The following is a 16,091-nucleotide window of genomic DNA, read 5'->3' as shown; positions in this document are numbered from 1 at the left end:
AAGTTCTCCCGTACTAGTGGCAGGATTGCCAATATGCGCTAGATTTTCGACATGACCGAACGTAGCGCGGGAACTATCGCCGTTGCCGTCGCCCCGGGGCAGCCGATCTTCGAGGTGGCGATTCCGTACCAGGTGTTCTTCGAGCCGCCACCCGGCGTGGACGATGCCGACTGGTACGACCTTCGGTTGTGCGGTCCGCGCGGTACCCGGCACGCGACCATGCGGGATCCGTTCGTCACCCTGACCGATTACGACTACGACGATCTGATCGCCGCCGACACCGTGATCGTGCCCGCCACGCCGAATGTGCGCGAGGATCCACCGGCGGAGCTGGTCACGGCCGTGCGCACGGCGTACGAGCGGGGTGCGCGAGTCGTGGCGTTGTGCTCGGGCGCGTTCGTCCTGGCCGCGGCCGGACTGCTGGACGGCCGGCGCATGACCACGCACTGGAAACACGTCGCGACCCTGCTGGATCGGTTTCCGCGGCTGGATGTCGACCCGTCGGTGCTCTACATCGACGACGGCCGCATCCTGACCAGCGCGGGCACGATGGCCGGGATAGATCTGTGTGTCCACCTGATCCGCAAGGATCTCGGCTCCCATATCGCCAACGCCGCCGCGCGCAATCTGGTCGTGTCGCCGCACCGCGCGGGCGGCCAGGCACAGTTCCTGTCCTCGCCGGTTCCCGCGCGGACCTCCGAGACCGGGCTCACCGCGACGTTGCAGTGGGCGCTGGAGCGCCTCGACACACCGCTGACGGTAGGCGATCTCGCCAAACGGGCAGGGCTGAGCGAACGCACCCTGGCTCGGCGCTTCCACTCCGAACTCGGCGCGACGCCGCTGCGCTGGCTGCTCACCCAGCGCCTCATCCGGGCCCGGGAACTGCTGGAGGCCACCGACTTCGGGGTCGATGTCGTGTCGCAGCGGTGCGGGCTGGGCAGCGCGGCCAACCTGCGCACGCACTTCGGCCGCGAGGTCGGCATCTCACCCAGCGAGTACCGCCGCTCGCATCGGGCGAACCGGCACGAGGTCGTCACCGCCTGAATTCGGTTGTGCTACAGGGGGTGCCGCCGTCCGATCGCGGACCGATGCTGATACCACCATGCGGTGGTGGCGATGTCGGCCTGCTCGAGCGGGAGGTACTCCATCGGCTGCGATTTGCCGCCCTCGCGCCAGCCCAGGGCTTGGAGGGTGACCCGCAGACTCCGGTGGAAGCAGATGGGATCTCGAACGTGCCAGCGGTACATGCCGAATCGCTGCTGCGGCTCGTAGATCTGGTCGCCGGGCAGCACCTGGACCAGGCCCAGGTAGGGCGTGGAGTAGGTGTGGTAGGCGCCATCGAGGTCGAAATTCCATGCGCCGCCGAAATAGTCTTCGGTGCCGGTACCGCAGATCGTGGGGAATTCGGTGTCGCCGTCGAGGTAGAACTTCATCTCGCCCTCACCCCACCACCCCGGTGCGTTGGGTGAGATCGCCAGATAGGTGCCGACGTACCGGCCCGGACCCGGGACGTCGTCCAGCACGGTATGAATTGCCGGATGCCCCAGCGGATTACTGCGCCGCCAGCGCGCGTGCAGGTATCCGGCTGTGCGCGGTACGTCCTGTTCGAGGTAGGTGATCTGGTAGTACACCGGAACCGTGTGATCGCTGCCGTTGTGCAGGGTGATGCGTGCGTGTGCGCGAAACGGCATGGGCCAGTAGCTGTTCAGCCCGCCCGCCGGGGCGACCACGAGCATCTCCGAATTCACCGGCGCCAACTCGTCCCACCCGTTGCAGAAGTAGGCGCCCAGCGACAGCTCGATCGCCGGTTCGGTGTCGGAGTCCCAATACACCCGCAGCGTCATCTGATTCAGCACCGCGCGGTCGGTGGTGAGCCAGAAATGCCGGATCACCCCCGGGCCAGATATGTCCGCCAGCGTGGCCGTCTGTCCGGCGTCCAGCGATATCGACGGCGACACCTTCCACCCGATACCCAGGTCGGCCGCGGCAGCCGCACCCGTCCCCTGCACCGCGCGCCCACCCATCCCCGGCGCCCCCGTGGGATTCTCCGCACTGATCGATCGTGTCCGTGCCTGGTCGAGCTCCCATATCTCCACTGCTCTGCCTCTCCGCGCCTCGAGCCGGACCAGTGTCCGGCCGATACCGTTGGCGCCTGCCGTGTGTCCGACGATCGGGTTAGCCCGTACCCGGCAAGTTACCCATGTCGGTGCGAAACAGTTGCCGCTTGGGAAACGAGGTCCGGAAACTCGGTGTCGTCCTCGTCTACGTGGGGCCTAGGGTCTGGGCATGACATGGATATCGCCGGAGGTGCGGCGTGGGCCGGAACTGCTGGTGGGCAGTGAGCGGGAGGTGGTGCGGTCGCAGTTGGACAAGGAGCGGATGACGCTGCTGTGGAAATGCCAAGGGCTGACCGCCGAGCAGATGAAGCGGCGGAGCGTGGAGCCCTCGTCCATGTCGCTGGTGGGACTGGTCAGGCATCTGACCGAGGTGGAGCGGGCGTGGTTTCGGCTGCGGTCGGCAGGGCAGCGGGTTAGTTCTCTGTACTGCGGCGCCGACAACGCCGAGGGTGACTTCGCTGACGCCGACCGGGCCGACGTGGAGCGCGATCTGGAGATGTACCGCACCGAGATCGCGCTGTGTGACGCCGCGGTAGCGCGGCTGGACCTCGATTACACCTTCGTCCATCCGCACTGGGATCGGGAGATCAGCCTGCGCTGGGTGTACCTGCACATGGTGACCGAGTACGCGCGGCACAACGGCCACGCGGATCTGCTGCGCGAACGCATCGACGGCGTGACCGGCGAGTAGCCGGATCACAGATCGTGGTCGCGGACCCACCCGACGATCTGGGTGCGGGAGGTGAAGTCGAGCTTGGTGAGTATGTGCTGCACGTGGGTCTCGGCGGTGCGCACCGAGATCACCAGTTCGGCGGCGATGCGCTTGTTGGTGTGTCCGGCGGCGATCAGGCGGGCGATATCGGTCTCGCGACGGGTGAGCGAGGTGGGGGCGAATGTCTCGCTTCTCTTGGTACGCACCGGATCCGGTGGTACGGCTGCGGCTTCGGGCTTGCGGCCCAAGGCGAAATCTATGGCAGCGGGTAACGCCAGCGCCGCACCGATGTCGTAGGCCGCGCGAAACTCGTTTTCGCCCAGCACTTCCTGGACCTGAACGCGGACCTTCTCGCCGATCGCGGTGGTGATGGCGTGTGCCAGCCGTACCGTGCTGCGCTGCAACGTCTGTGCCGCACCCATCAGTCGCGCCGCGCGCTCCATATCCCCGCGCGCGGCCGCCGTCCAGGCCATACCGTCGAAAACCGAGGCCAGCCAGACACATCGGTCGAAATCCGCGAAGGTCTCGACCGCCCGGCTCATATACGCCGCGGCCGCGTCCTGGTTGCCGTGCCGCCAGTGATCGACCCCGACCGCCCACAGCGCCAATCCACCCAGCATGTGCACGCCCTGGCGTTCGGTCACCGCCCGGAACTTCTCCGCGATCTGGGTCGAGCGGTCGTCCTCGAGCAGTGTCGCACACAAGAATCCATATGCGAGGCTGTCCATTTCGGCCGCGACATGCCCGGCCTCGCGGGCCAGTGCCGCGGCCTGGTCGGACAGGGTCAGCGACAACGCGTTGTCGCCGTCGGTGAACGCGATCAGCGCCTGGTCCAGCCGCGTCTCGGCGAGGATGTCGATCGCGCCCAGATCCATTGCCAGCGCGGCACTCTCGTCGACGTACAGCGCCGCCGACTCGCGATCGGACAGCGACGCGGCCAGCGAGCCTGCCGACGCCAGCGCCAGTGCCCGCTCGGCCGCCGTCGCGTCCGGTGCGCGCGCCAGGGAGTCCATGATCCAGCGCACCCCCTCGGACAGGAATCGGTAGTGCTCCCAGTACGGGCGCAGCGCCGTCGCGGTGTCCAGCGCCAGATGAGGGGTATCGGTGAGTGAGAACTGCAGGGCCGAACGGATATTCGCGTGATCCCGGTCCACGGCGCCGAACCAGGCCAGATCCTCGTGGTTGCCGTAGGCGCGGTACCCGCGCAGGGCCAGCAGCCGATAGTGGTCGCGGTGCCGCTCGCGCACCGCCGTCTCGCCGCCGGATTCGGCCAGCCGATCGTGCCCGAACTGCCGGATCGGTTCCAGCATCGAATATCTCGCCGCATCGTCGGTGCGGCGCAGGGCCAGCACCGACTTGTCGACCAGGCCGGACAGCGCGTCGATGAGATCGTGGCCGGGCAGCAGGCACACCGCCTCGGCGGCGTCGATGTCCAGACCACCCGCGAAGACCGAGAGTTGTTGCCACAGCATTTGTTCGGCAGGTGTGCAGAGCTCATAGCTCCAGCGGACCGCGCCCTCGATCGTCTGCCGGCGCTGCGGCGCGGTGCGCGGGCCGGTGCGCAGCAGCCCCATCGTGTCGTCGAGCCGGTCCAGCAGCTGCGCGGGGGACAGCACGCGCAGCCGCAGGGCCGCCAGCTCCAGCGCCAGCGGCATACCGTCGAGGCGGCGGCAGATCGCGGCCAGGGTGACGCGATTGGCGGGTGTACTGGCGAAACCGGGGTCGACCGCGCTCGCCCGCTCGACCAGCAGCCGCACCGCGTCGCTGTCGTGCTCGGCGGGAACCACGTGCGCACCGGGGATATCACCGACCGGCAGGGGTGGCACCGGCATCACCTGCTCGCCGGCGATGCCCAGCACCTCCCGGCTGGTGGCCACCACCCGCACCCCGGTCGTGGCGGTCACGATGCGCTCGACCAGCGCGGCGCACGCATCGATCAGATGTTCGCAGTTGTCCAGGATCAGCAGCAGCCGCTTGGCTGCGAGAAACTCCAGCAGGCGCGGCAGCGGGGCGGTGGTGTCGTCGCGCAGGTGCAGCGCCTCGGCCACCGTGAGCGTGACCAGATCCGGGTCGTGCACGTCGGCCAGTTCGACCAGCCACACCCCGTCCCGAAAGGCGCGTCCGGCGGCCGCGCCCAGCTGCCGCGACAGCCGGGTCTTGCCGATCCCGCCCGGCCCGAGCAACGTGAGCACCCGTGTGGTCGGCAGGAGCCGCCGCGCCTCGGCCAGTTCGTCGTGGCGGCCGATGAAGCTGGTGACCTCGGCGGGGAGGTTCCCGATCACACGGCGCGCCATGTCCGCCACATTAGCGCGCGGCTGCCTGTGGACAGCCCGGGAACGGGCGATAGGCTGTGCGGTACATCGACGTACCACCGAATCCCCCGAGGAGACCTGACGTGCGGATCGGCATCCTGCTCAACGAACCGACCGGGCCGGACGGCCTGCGGACACTCACCGACGAACTGCGCGCGGCCGCCGACGAGGGCTTCGACTCGGCCTGGCTGTCGCATATCTTCGGCGTCGACGCGCTCACCGCGCTGGCTGTCGCGGGCAGCCAGGTGCCGGGCATCGAGCTGGGCACCGCCGTGGTGCCCACCTACCCGCGGCATCCCGGGACGATGGCGCAGCAGGCGCGCACCACCGCGCTCGCGGTCGGTCCGGGGCGGTTCACGCTCGGCATCGGGCTGTCGCATCGAATCGTGATCGAGAATATGTTCGGTTACGACTTCGAGCGGCCCGCCCGGCACATGCGGGAGTACCTGTCGGTGCTCAACCCGCTGCTCGACGGCAAGCCGGTCTCCTTCTCGGGTGAGACGGTGACAGCCAACCTCGCGCTGTCGGTCCCCAACGAGGGCCGCGTTCCGGTGCTGCTCGCCGCGATGGGCCCGGCGATGCTGAAGCTCGCGGGCTCGGCGAGCGACGGCACCGTGCTGTGGATGACCGGTCCGGCCACCATTCGCGAGCACATCGCGCCGATCATCACCGCCGCGGCGGCCGAGGCCCAGCGGCCCGCGCCGCGCGTGGTGTGCTCGCTGCCGGTCTGCGTCACCGACGATGTCGACGCCGCGCGCGAGCGGGCCGCCAAGACGTTCGTGATGTACGACCAGCTGCCGTCGTATCGGGCGATGATGGACCGCGAGGGTGCGCAGGGCCCTGCGGACCTGGCCATCATCGGTTCGGAAGAGTATGTGACCGAGCGTATTCACGAGGTCTTCGCGGCGGGTGCGACCGAGTTCGTCGCCGCGATGTTCGTCGGCGGCTCGGATGCGGCGCGGACCCGCGCGGTGCTCACCGGGCTGGCGGACTGAGCCGTGCCCCGGGCGCGGCGCGCGCGAGTCGAGGACGTGCACGAGCTGGCGATGGCCATGCCGCACGTCACGATCGAGTACGGGTCGCAGGAGAATCCGGTCTATCAGGTCGGGCGCAAGTCGTTCGTCTTCTTCCGCACCCCGCGTCCGGACGCCGTCGATCCGGACACGGGGGAGCGGTACACCGACGTGATCGTCATCTGGGTTCCGTCGGAGTCCGACAAGCTTGCGCTGGTGCAGGATCCGGACTCGCCCTGGTTCACCACCGAGCATTTCGACGGGCATCTGACGGTGCTGGTGCGAGCCGGCCGAATCGGTGAGCTCGGTCTGGACGAACTGCGTGAGGTCGTGCAGGACGCGTGGTGCTCGCGTGCCTCCGCGGCCCGGGTGAAAAGCTGGTTGGCGCAAGGGGATAAGCCCGTCTGACGTGCCCGCACCGGTTGTCGCGCGCGGTTGAAGGATGTGCCTGCCGCCACCGGCGGATGCGGCCCGCATTCTGTCGAGACCGGGTTGGGGCAGGGTGCTCGCGAACGGCTTGACCTCGAGTTAGCTCGAGGTTGCAAGGTAGGGGTATGACACACGCTGTAGACCGTTGGAACGCCGCCTACGACAACGACACCGCACCCTGGGTGATCGGGGAACCACAACCGGAGATCCTCGCGCTCGAACGCGACGGCTGGATCCGCGGGCGGGTCCTGGACGCCGGCTGCGGCGCCGGAGAGCACACCATCGCGCTGACCGCGTTGGGCCATGACGTGTTCGGGGTCGACCTGTCACCCAGCGCGCTGGCTCATGCCCGTCGCAACGCCGCCGGAAAGGGCATTTCCGCCGCCCGATTCGAGCTCGCCGATATGGTGGCGATCGGCGATGATCCGGATCTGGCCGCGGAGCTCGGCGTCTTCGACACCATCGTGGACAGCGCGTTGTTCCACATCTTCCGCGAGGACGATCAGGCGCGCGCGAGCTATGAGCGCGCCCTGCGCAGGCTGTGCGCGCCGGGCGGGCGTGTGCACGTGCTGGCGCTCTCGGATGTCGAGGAGGGTTTCGGTCCGCGCGTCAGCGACCAGCTGATTCGTGAATCATTCGGTGCCGGATGGGAATTGGAGGAGCTGCGGCCCGCCCGCTACCGCGGCAGGGTCACCGAGACCGTGGCGGAGCGGATTCCGCCGGAGCTGAAGGTCGCCGCCGACGGCACCGTGGATGCCCAGGCCTGGCTGGCCCGCTTCCTGCGCCGCTGAGCGCGGCCGGCGTGGGTGCTCACGGCCGGGTGGACCCCCGAGGCTTGGCGGTGCGCCGGGATCGGCTGCGCCCTCGGGGATTTCGCCCGGTCGTGGCCAGTTTGTCCAGGTCGGCCAGCAGATCCTTGGCGAATTCGCGCTCGGCTTCGTAGTGGCGCACGCACCAGCGCAGGACCGCGCTCGGAAACGCCCAGTCCGGGTTGGTCTTCGACCCCTCGGCGTCGGCCTCGGCCCGGCGGCGCATCGCCTCGGCGTAGTCGATGTGCTCGGTGAGGATCTCGCGCAGCCGATCCGGTTCGGCCAGATGCCCGAGCCAGGCGCGCAGCATCACACTGTGTTTGAGCACCGGCGCCTCGACCGGGGAGTGATTCACCCAGTGCGACACCGCCTCCCGTCCGGCGGGGGTGATCGCGTACATGCGCTTGCCACGGACGCCGTCCTCGGACAGCACGGTCCGCGAGGTGGCGTAACCGTGCTTCTCCAGGCGCTTGAGCTCGGCGTAGATCTGGCTGAACGAGGGGCTCCAATAGAAGAACTGCAGACTCCAGTCGGCCCACTTCTTCAGGTCGTAGCCCGAGAGCTCATCGGCGTGCGAGAGCATCCCCAGCACGGCCCAGGAGGTGGTCGGCAGATCGGAACCGGACGGCATGGCCGAACTATATCGCTCAGGCATAGTGCGGTCGGTAACTATCGCCACCGTGCGCACCGGGGGTACAGCGTGCGCCCGGCCTCGTGCGCGACCTCGAGGACCACCCGGGCCAGCCGGTCGAAACTCATCGCGTCGGCCGGACCGGACAGTGACAGTGCGGCCGTCGGCACACCGCGACCGCGCAACGGGGCTGCGACACAGGCGATTCCGGCCACCGCCTCCTCGTGGTCGATGGCCACGCCCTGGCGCAGCCGGATACGGTCCAACTCGCGCCGTAAGGTGTCGGGCTCGCTGAAGGTGTGCGGGGTCAGTCGCGGCAGCCGGGTCCTGAATGCGGCCTCGGCGATGGCCGGATCCAGGGCGGCGAGCATCGCCTTGCCCAAACCCGTTGCATGCGCGGGCATCCGGCCGCCCAGGCGGGTTGGTAGCGTGGCCGAGAAGCGGCCGCCGACCTTGTCCAGATACACCACATCGCGGCCGTCGAGCACGCCGAGATGCCCCACCATGCCGGTGCGCTGGGCCAGTTCGTGCAGCAGCGGGCCGACCGCGTCGCGGATCTCGTTGTGGTCGGCGGTCAGGCCGCCCAGTTCCAGGGTGCGCATGCCCAGGCGGTAGCCGCCCGAGGTGTGCGCGAGCCAGCGCAGGCGGATCATCTGGTCCAGGATGCGATGCACGGTGGAACGTGGAAGTCCGGTCCGCTCAACGATTTCCAGCAGGGTCAGTGCGGGGGTGGCGGCGTCGAAGGCGTCCAGGATGAGCGTCATCCGCTCGATCATCGACACCGGGATGGTGCGGGCCGGTTCGGCGCTCGCCGGCCCGGGGCCGGGTGCGGACCGGCGCGGTGCGGGAATGGGGCGTTCGGCTACGGGCAGCACGGTGACGGCCATATGTACCTCCGTTGGCTCATATGCAGTCTAGAAGTATTCCGACTAGGCATGTGCGGCTTTTTCTCATGTGTCACCAGTCACAGTGGCCCGGCCCGGCGGGGCGGCGAATCGGTGGAACTACGTATCTCCTACCGATTCGTTCCCGGTGACCGGGGCTACGTATTGACCCGACCGCCGCGTGACCTGGTCTCATTATGTTCAGCTATATATCTGATCGAAATAAGGAGCCGCCGTGCAGCAGGTGGATGCGCCCGCACACTTCAAGGCCGTACTGAGTCGGTTCTGTACCGGCGTCACCGTGATCACCGCCCTGGACGACGGCGTGCCGGTGGGGTTTTCCTGCCAGTCGTTCGCCTCGCTGTCACTCGACCCGCCCGCCGTGTGCTTCTTCCCGGCGCGCACCTCCACCTCGTGGCCGCGCATCCGGCGCGCGGGCCGTCTGTGCGTCAACATCCTGGCCCACGATCAGCGGGAGGTGTGCCGGGCGCTGGCCCGCAGCGGCGCCGACAAGTTCGCCGGAATCGATTGGACGCCTTCGGAAAACGGTTCGCCCAGGCTCGACGGTGCGCTGGCCGCGATCGACTGCGAGGTGGAACGCGAGATCGACGGCGGCGATCACACCATCGTCGTCGCCCGGGTCACCGCGCTGGCCGAACATTCCGAGGAACCGCCGCTGCTGTTCTACCGGGCGGCATTCGAGCGGCTGGGGTAAGGGCTCCCGGCCACTGGGACTGCGAACTGCCGGCGGGCGCACGGGGCGTCACTATCGGTGTGACCCTGTACCCGCACGTTCTGGACCGCCCGCCGGTCCGCACTATCCGCGCATGGCGTGGAGTTGCGGCCGAGAATATTTGAGAGAGGTTGGTATGGAACAGGTTTCCTGCCGTGCATGCGGCTCGTGTGTGCTGGTGGAGAAGTACAGCCTGGCGCATACGAGCGTGCAGTGGACCGCCGGGGCCGCGTCGGCCTGCATCGAGATCGAGGGCGCCGACGCGCGGATACGCGCCTGTCCGATGCTGCGCGACAGCATCGAGGATGCGGTGGCGGCAGGGGTCATCGGCGTCAGCACACGCGAGAGCGATGTGCGCACCCGCGGCGGTATGCCGCTTCATGAAATCGGATAAGGAGTACCCACAGTGGCTGCCTTCAGCTCCCTCGGCTATGTGCGGATCGGCATCGCCGATGTCGCCGCCTGGCGCGGGTTCGCGTTCGACACCATCGGCTTCGCCGAAGGCCAAGGGCCCAACAAGGATTCGATCTACCTGAGAATGGATGAGCACACCTACCGGCTGGAGCTGGTGCCCGGCGAACGCGACGAGGTGCTCGCCGTCGGCTGGCAGGTCGCCGACGCCACCTCGCTGGCGCTGGTCCGTGAGGCGCTGGAGAAGGCCGGTGTCGCGGTCGTCGCGTTGTCGACCGAACAGGCCGCCGCACGGCACGCCGAGGAGGTCATCGGCTTCACCGACCCGTCGGGGTTGACGGTGGAGGTGTTCCACGGGCCGCTGCTGGACCACAGCCCCGTGCTGACCAGGTACGGCGCCCGATTCGTCACCGGGAACATGGGTCTGGGGCACGTGGTGCTGCCGGTGCCGGATCTGGAGGCCGCGCGCTGGTTCTACGCCGAGGTACTGGATTTCGTCGCGCGCGGCTCGTTCCGGATCGGCCCGCCCGATCAGCCGATGTGGATTCGCTTCTTCGGCGTCAACCAGCGCCACCACAGCCTCGCGCTGATTCCCGGATCCCGCCCGGACGGACCGGGTTTGGTGCACATCATGGTGGAGGTGGACGCGCTGGACGACGTCGGTCGCGCCCTGGATCGGGTGGGCAAGGCCGGATATCACCTGTCCTCCACCCTGGGGCGGCACACCAACGACAAGATGGTCTCCTTCTACGTTCGCACACCCGGCGGCTGGGATCTCGAATTCGGTTGTGAGGGAATGCTCGTCGGACCGGACTATGTCGCCGAGGAGATGACCGCCGACAGCTACTGGGGTCACGAGTGGTCGTTCGGCGAATAGGCCGAGCCGTGGCCGCGATCGACGTTGCGGGGTCGGCGTTCGCGGTGGTCACCCGCGTCAGCGTGTGAGCGCGCTCTCCGCCGAGGCCGCCGCGCGATGTGGCAGCACCGTTCGATCGCGGCCGGCGGCCAGCCCGGGCAGCCCGGTGAGCACCGAGACACCCAACATGATGAGGATCGGCACGGTCCATCCGCCGAGCGCATCGTGCACCGCGCCCAGCGCCAGCGGACCGACCGCGGCGATAACATAGCCGACACCCTGTGCCATACCGGACAATTGGCGTGCGGTATGCGCGTCCGGAGCGCGCAGGCCCAGGAACGACAGCGCGACCGCGAACGCCACACCTTGGCCCAGCCCCAGCATGACGGCCCACACCCACACCGAACCGATGGGCGTCCAGGCGATTCCGGCGAATCCGATCACGTTCAGCACCACGACCGCGACCACCAGCGGCCGCTGATCGCGCAGCCACCGCTCGAACAGCGGCACCGCCATCGCGCCGACCGCCTGGGTCAGGCTGACCAGCGCCACGGCGTATCCGGCGGCCTCCTTGCCCATGCCGCGATCGACGCAGATGGTCGGCATCCAGCCGATGACCACGTACGCCAGCAGCGACTGCATACCCATGAATCCGGTGACCTGCCAGGCCAATCGGTCGCGCCACAGCTCGCCGTGTCCACCGGATCCGCTCGGTGTGCCACTCCTGCGCAGCCTGGGCAGCCAGGCCAGCAGCGCTATCCCCGCCGGAATCGCCAACAGTGCCAGTGGCATTCGCCAGCCGGCATGCATACCGTGTTCGACCGGGACCGCCAGCGCGGAGGCCCCGGCCGCGCCCACGGTCACCGCCACCGAATACACCGCGGTCACGGTGGTGACGCGATCGGGGTAGTCGCGCTTGATGATCGCGGGTACGGCGATATTGCCGATGCTGATCGCGAACCCGGCCAGCAGCGAGGCCGCGAACAGCACCGCGGTCACCGGAATCACCCGGACCAGCAGCGTCGCGGTCAGCAGTCCCATCGCCGCGACCAACAGGGTCTCCGGCGCGGGAGACCGGCGCAGGAACGGTGCGATGAGGCCGTACATGCCGAAGCAGACCAGCGGCAGCGTAGTGAGCGCGCCCGCCGCGGTACCGGAGAGGTGCAGGTCGCGCTGCATCTCGGTGAGCAGCGGACCGACCGCCGTCACCGCCGGTCGCAGGTTGATCGCGACCAGCACGATCAGTAGTAGTCGCATCCGGTGCCCGGACATCACAGCGTCCCCCGATCCTCGGGTATTCCGGCAGCATTCGACTCGGCGAGCGAATTCAGCACGGCCAGTGTCGGTTCCACGACAGCGGCCGCGGCGCGTCCGGCGGCCTCGGCGTCGCGCGCGACGATCGCGTCGAGGACCGCGCGATGCCCCGCGGGGCCCGCCTCGGGCACCTCGTGGTCCAGGCGCAGCGCGCGCAGGGCCTGAGTCAACTGGGCGGCGAAGAAGCGTGCGGCCTCGATGAGGACGGGATTGCGGGTGATCTCGATGATCGCGAGATGGAACTGCGCATCGGTCTCGCCGAATTCGGTCGCGTCCGTGGCGGAGTCACGGTCGGCGAGCAATTCGCTGAGCCGGACGATATCGGCGTCGGTGCGGCGCAGGGCGGCGAGTTTGGCGGCTTGCACGTCGTAGGCCAGTTGCACCTCGAACACGTCGCGCGCATCGCACCGCTGCATCCGCCGCAGCAGCGGCCGGGGATCGGCGGTGCTGCGCACATAGGTTCCGTCGCCGCGGCGCACCTCGAGCACGCCGATATGGGTCAGCGCCCGGATCGCCTCGCGCACCACGGGCCGGCTGACCTGTAGCTGCCGTGTGAGCTCGAGCTCACCCGGAATCCGCTCACCCACACTCCACGTCCCGCTCTGCACGGTCGACTGCAACTGCTCCAGGACCGCGTCCACCGTCGATCCGGCCGCCACAGGTGTCAGTTCCACGGACAACCCTCCTGTCAGATGTCAGACATCTTATGTTTTCGTTGCTCGCCGAGACAAGGTCGTAACGAGCGACAGACGGTGGCATCGCTCACTCGACTCCAGGGCTGACCGGTGGCGTCGGGCATCGAACTTGTTTAGTCGCGACGGCTCGATGGGGGTGTTCGGTCGCGGTGAGGTGTCGAACATGTTCGATCGTCCGGCCCGATGGCTGATCAGGCGTCAGGCATGTGGAATCCCGTTCTGGGCGTGGTCTCCGTCCTCGAATATGCCGAGCGAGGTGTTCGCGCCGCTGATTACCACCGCCACCCGTTCGCCGGGTTCTGGGCGGTAGCGCCCGCTGATCACGCCGGCCAGTGCCGTGACCGCGGCCGGTTCGGCGACCTGCCGGGTCGCCGTCCACAACGCTCGCTGTGCTCGGCGGATATCGTCGTCCTCGACCAGCAGCACTCGGTCCACGAAGTCGCGGGCCAGCGGATATACCAATTCGCCGATGCGGGCGGGCGCCAGCGCATCGGCGGCGATACTGCCGGTCGGCGCGTCGACCGGACCTCCCGCCGCCAGTGCCGCGCTCAGCGTTGGCGCGCCGGTCGGCTCCACGCCGATCACCCGGACCGACCCGGCGAAGTATGCCGCGATGCCACCGATCAACCCGCCGCCGCCGACCGGAACCAGTACCGTGTCCACCGCCGCCTGCTCGGCCAGTTCGAGGGCGAGAGTGCCCTGCCCGAGCAGGGTTTCGCGTTGATCGAAGGCGTGTACGGGCAGGGCGCCGGATGCGGCGGCCCACTGCTGGGCCGCCGCGAGGGCATCGGCGTACCGGTCGCCGGTCACCACGAGATCCGCGCCACGGGAACGGATTCCGGCGATCTTCGCGGGCGCGGAGATGACGGGCACGAAGATCTTCGCCGGAATGCCCAGCCGGTGCGCGGCCTCCGCGACGGCCAGGCCGTGATTGCCGCCCGAGGCGGCCACCACCCCGGCCGGCGGGACCTCGCGCAGCAGAAGATTCGCGAAAGCCCCACGGGCCTTGAAGGATCCGGCCCGCTGCAGATGCTCCAGTTTCAGGATGATCGTGCCGTTCTCACCATCCAGATGCACGCGCGAAGGGGTCTCGCTGACGCACGGCTCCATCGCGCGCTGTGTCGACGATCCACTCGCAGGCTCGCCTATGCCTCCGCCTTGCCTGGATGCGATGCAGGACTCGGTACGGCCTGTTCGGCCGCTCGTGAACTCGATGCTTCCGCTGCGCTCCGGCGCGTTCGAGGGCTCGGTTGCCTCTGTTGGCCGGCTCGCGAGTTCGCTGATGTTCCCGCTGCGTCCAGGCACGGGCGGCCGCTCGGCAGTGCATGTTTGCTCGATCGTCAGCTCGCTCAGCGGTACTTCGAGCACCGGAGTGCGGCGGATGTACGGCGCGATCAGCGCTGCGGTCGAACGGATCTCGTCCGCCGTGATCTCTGCCGCGCGGGTCACCACGCACCACCCAGCGCCGCCTTGGCCGCGGCGATGCGTTCCTCGTCGCGGCGATAGAACGTCCACTGTTTGATCCGGGTGCCGTGGATCAGCCCGGCCCGGCTCAGCACCTTCAGGTGTTCGGCGCAGGTCGGCTGGCTGACGCCGAGTTTGGTGGCGATGAACAGCGAGCAGACTCCGTCGCGCACCAGATCGCCGTCGGTCTGCGGCGGGAAGTGCGCCTCCGGATCGCGCAGCCAGTCCAGCACTTGCAAGCGCTTGTCGTTGGCCAGCGCCTTGACCAGATCCACATCGAGCATTCAGTAATTATGGAAATTTCCTAATTCCCTGTCTAGAGGGTTGGGGAATCTCGTGGGACAGGGTTTCTGCCGGTCAGTACTCTGTTGGTCATGACTGCTTCCACTGCTGCCGACCAGGACACCATTCGCGCGGCGGTGCATGACGCGGCGCGCCGGGCGCGGGTGGCGTCGCGGACACTCGCTCGGCTCACCACCGCCGAGAAGAACGCGGCCCTGCACGCCTGCGCCGACGCGCTGCTCTCCGCGGCCGATACGGTGCTGGCGGCGAACGTCGAGGATATCGAGGCCGCGCGGGCGGGTGGCACCGCCGAGTCGCTGCTGGACAGGCTGCGCCTGAGCGCCGCGCGGGTCGACGGGATCGCCTCGGGTCTGCGGCAGGTCGCGGGGCTGCCGGATCCGATCGGCGTGGTGGTGCGCGGGTCCACGTTGCCCAACGGGCTGGAGTTGCGGCAGGTGCGTGTGCCGCTCGGTGTGGTCGGCATGGTGTACGAGGCGCGGCCGAACGTCACGGTCGACGCGTTCGGGCTGGCGTTCAAGTCTGGTAACACGGCGCTGCTGCGCGGTTCGTCCTCGGCGGCCCGCTCCAATGCGGCGCTGGTTGCGGTGTTGCGCGATGCCCTTGCGGCACAGGAACTTCCGCAGGACGCGGTGCAACTGCTGCCGAGCGAGGACCGCTCCAGCGTCACCCATCTGATCCAGGCGCGCGGGCTGGTGGACGTGGTGATCCCGCGCGGCGGGGCCGGCCTGATCGACGCGGTGGTCCGCGACGCGCAGGTGCCCACGATCGAGACCGGCACCGGCAACTGTCACGTGTACGTGCACGCCGACGCCGACCTCGAGATGGCCGAATCCATCGTGCTCAACGCCAAGACCCGTCGGCCCAGTGTGTGCAACGCCGCCGAGACGGTGCTGATAGACCGGGCGATCGCCGAGATCGCGGTGCCCCGCCTGCGCGGTGCCCTGGACGCCGCCGGTGTCACCGTGCACGGTGACCTGCCCGGCCTGGTTCCCGCCACCGACGCAGACTGGGGTGAGGAATATCTGTCCATGGACATCGCGCTGCGGGTGGTCGACGATCTCGACGCCGCTGTCGAGCACATCAACCGTTGGGGCACAGGGCATACCGAGGCCATCGTCACCGGAGACCTCCGGGCCGCCCGGGAATTCACCGACCGGGTGGACGCCGCCGCGGTGATCGTCAACGCCTCGACCGCTTTCACCGATGGCGAGCAGTTCGGCTTCGGCGCGGAGATCGGCATCTCCACCCAGAAGCTGCACGCCCGCGGTCCGATGGGGCTGCCGGAGCTGACCTCCACGAAGTGGATCGTGTGGGGAGACGGGCAGATTCGCCCGGTGTAGTTCCGCGCTGGTAGCCGACGCGTTCGATCGGTCTTCGGTCGCAGTGCGGGAGAGGTTCGCGTTCGAGG

General features: G+C 68.6%; 17 protein-coding genes. 9 read left to right on the top strand and 8 right to left on the bottom strand.

Annotation, left to right across the window (positions count from 1 at the left end; translation table 11 throughout):
• Positions 1 to 51 precede the first annotated feature (51 nt).
• The gene (locus JZ791_RS18590) at positions 52 to 1,044 is read left to right on the top strand and encodes a GlxA family transcriptional regulator (protein WP_216896408.1); all 993 of its coding nucleotides are present in this window, start codon (positions 52 to 54) and stop codon (positions 1,042 to 1,044) included.
• Positions 1,045 to 1,055: 11 nt separating this feature from the next.
• On the opposite strand, the gene JZ791_RS18585 is transcribed toward JZ791_RS18590, so the two are convergent.
• Complete coding sequence (locus JZ791_RS18585) at positions 1,056 to 2,096, bottom strand: glycoside hydrolase family 172 protein (RefSeq protein ID WP_216896407.1); 1,041 nt, start codon at positions 2,094 to 2,096, stop codon at positions 1,056 to 1,058.
• A 190-nt stretch (positions 2,097 to 2,286) separates the two neighbouring features.
• Here JZ791_RS18585 and JZ791_RS18580 point away from each other — a divergent pair, with 190 nt between their 5' ends.
• Positions 2,287 to 2,808 (top strand): DinB family protein, encoded by a 522-nt coding sequence (locus tag JZ791_RS18580; RefSeq protein WP_216896406.1) that lies wholly within the window; start codon positions 2,287 to 2,289, stop codon positions 2,806 to 2,808.
• Between the two features lie 5 nt (positions 2,809 to 2,813).
• On the opposite strand, the gene JZ791_RS18575 is transcribed toward JZ791_RS18580, so the two are convergent.
• The gene (locus JZ791_RS18575) at positions 2,814 to 5,123 is read right to left on the bottom strand and encodes a LuxR C-terminal-related transcriptional regulator (protein ID WP_216896405.1); all 2,310 of its coding nucleotides are present in this window, start codon (positions 5,121 to 5,123) and stop codon (positions 2,814 to 2,816) included.
• Between the two features lie 101 nt (positions 5,124 to 5,224).
• Between JZ791_RS18575 and JZ791_RS18570 the strand changes: the two genes are divergently transcribed.
• The 3 genes from JZ791_RS18570 to JZ791_RS18560 all read left to right on the top strand — a co-directional run bounded on the left by JZ791_RS18570 (position 5,225) and on the right by JZ791_RS18560 (position 7,374).
• Positions 5,225 to 6,136 (top strand): LLM class F420-dependent oxidoreductase, encoded by a 912-nt coding sequence (locus tag JZ791_RS18570; RefSeq protein ID WP_216896404.1) that lies wholly within the window; start codon positions 5,225 to 5,227, stop codon positions 6,134 to 6,136.
• Positions 6,137 to 6,187: 51 nt separating this feature from the next.
• Positions 6,188 to 6,562: an MmcQ/YjbR family DNA-binding protein gene (locus tag JZ791_RS18565; RefSeq protein WP_216896433.1), complete on the top strand. Its 375-nt coding sequence runs from the start codon at positions 6,188 to 6,190 to the stop codon at positions 6,560 to 6,562.
• Positions 6,563 to 6,708: 146 nt separating this feature from the next.
• Positions 6,709 to 7,374, top strand: a complete 666-nt coding sequence (locus JZ791_RS18560) for a class I SAM-dependent methyltransferase (RefSeq protein ID WP_216896403.1) — start codon at positions 6,709 to 6,711, stop codon at positions 7,372 to 7,374.
• 19 nt (positions 7,375 to 7,393) lie between these two features.
• Here JZ791_RS18560 and JZ791_RS18555 read toward each other — a convergent pair whose 3' ends face one another.
• Together JZ791_RS18555 and JZ791_RS18550 are read right to left on the bottom strand one after the other, a co-directional pair.
• The gene (locus JZ791_RS18555; RefSeq protein ID WP_216896402.1) at positions 7,394 to 8,023 is read right to left on the bottom strand and encodes a PadR family transcriptional regulator; all 630 of its coding nucleotides are present in this window, start codon (positions 8,021 to 8,023) and stop codon (positions 7,394 to 7,396) included.
• A 38-nt stretch (positions 8,024 to 8,061) separates the two neighbouring features.
• Complete coding sequence (locus tag JZ791_RS18550; protein ID WP_216896401.1) at positions 8,062 to 8,910, bottom strand: IclR family transcriptional regulator; 849 nt, start codon at positions 8,908 to 8,910, stop codon at positions 8,062 to 8,064.
• Positions 8,911 to 9,142: 232 nt separating this feature from the next.
• Here JZ791_RS18550 and JZ791_RS18545 point away from each other — a divergent pair, with 232 nt between their 5' ends.
• From JZ791_RS18545 to JZ791_RS18535, 3 genes are all read left to right on the top strand, one after another.
• Positions 9,143 to 9,622: a flavin reductase family protein gene (locus tag JZ791_RS18545; protein WP_216896400.1), complete on the top strand. Its 480-nt coding sequence runs from the start codon at positions 9,143 to 9,145 to the stop codon at positions 9,620 to 9,622.
• A 154-nt stretch (positions 9,623 to 9,776) separates the two neighbouring features.
• Complete coding sequence (locus JZ791_RS18540) at positions 9,777 to 10,034, top strand: hypothetical protein (protein WP_216896399.1); 258 nt, start codon at positions 9,777 to 9,779, stop codon at positions 10,032 to 10,034.
• Between the two features lie 12 nt (positions 10,035 to 10,046).
• On the top strand, positions 10,047 to 10,928 hold the full coding sequence (locus JZ791_RS18535; RefSeq protein ID WP_216896398.1) for a VOC family protein: 882 nt from the start codon (positions 10,047 to 10,049) through the stop codon (positions 10,926 to 10,928).
• A gap of 57 nt (positions 10,929 to 10,985) precedes the next feature.
• Here JZ791_RS18535 and JZ791_RS18530 read toward each other — a convergent pair whose 3' ends face one another.
• The 4 genes from JZ791_RS18530 to JZ791_RS18515 all read right to left on the bottom strand — a co-directional run bounded on the left by JZ791_RS18530 (position 10,986) and on the right by JZ791_RS18515 (position 14,664).
• Positions 10,986 to 12,179, bottom strand: a complete 1,194-nt coding sequence (locus JZ791_RS18530) for a CynX/NimT family MFS transporter (protein ID WP_216896397.1) — start codon at positions 12,177 to 12,179, stop codon at positions 10,986 to 10,988.
• Positions 12,179 to 12,895 (bottom strand): FadR/GntR family transcriptional regulator, encoded by a 717-nt coding sequence (locus JZ791_RS18525; RefSeq protein WP_216896396.1) that lies wholly within the window; start codon positions 12,893 to 12,895, stop codon positions 12,179 to 12,181. The genes JZ791_RS18530 and JZ791_RS18525 overlap by 1 nt, the downstream gene beginning before the upstream one ends.
• A gap of 219 nt (positions 12,896 to 13,114) precedes the next feature.
• A complete protein-coding gene (locus tag JZ791_RS18520; RefSeq protein WP_216896395.1) occupies positions 13,115 to 14,026 on the bottom strand; it encodes a serine/threonine dehydratase in 912 nt (303 codons plus the stop codon).
• Positions 14,027 to 14,361: 335 nt separating this feature from the next.
• On the bottom strand, positions 14,362 to 14,664 hold the full coding sequence (locus tag JZ791_RS18515; RefSeq protein WP_216896394.1) for an ArsR/SmtB family transcription factor: 303 nt from the start codon (positions 14,662 to 14,664) through the stop codon (positions 14,362 to 14,364).
• Positions 14,665 to 14,754: 90 nt separating this feature from the next.
• Here JZ791_RS18515 and JZ791_RS18510 point away from each other — a divergent pair, with 90 nt between their 5' ends.
• Positions 14,755 to 16,023 (top strand): glutamate-5-semialdehyde dehydrogenase, encoded by a 1,269-nt coding sequence (locus JZ791_RS18510; RefSeq protein WP_216896393.1) that lies wholly within the window; start codon positions 14,755 to 14,757, stop codon positions 16,021 to 16,023.
• Positions 16,024 to 16,091: the final 68 nt, after the last annotated feature.

It is taken from the genome of Nocardia alni (assembly GCF_019038435.1).
GTDB classification, from domain to species: Bacteria; Actinomycetota; Actinomycetes; order Mycobacteriales; family Mycobacteriaceae; genus Nocardia; species Nocardia alni.
Note: the sequence above shows the minus strand (reverse complement) of the source record. Positions and strands in the feature narration are given on the sequence as shown.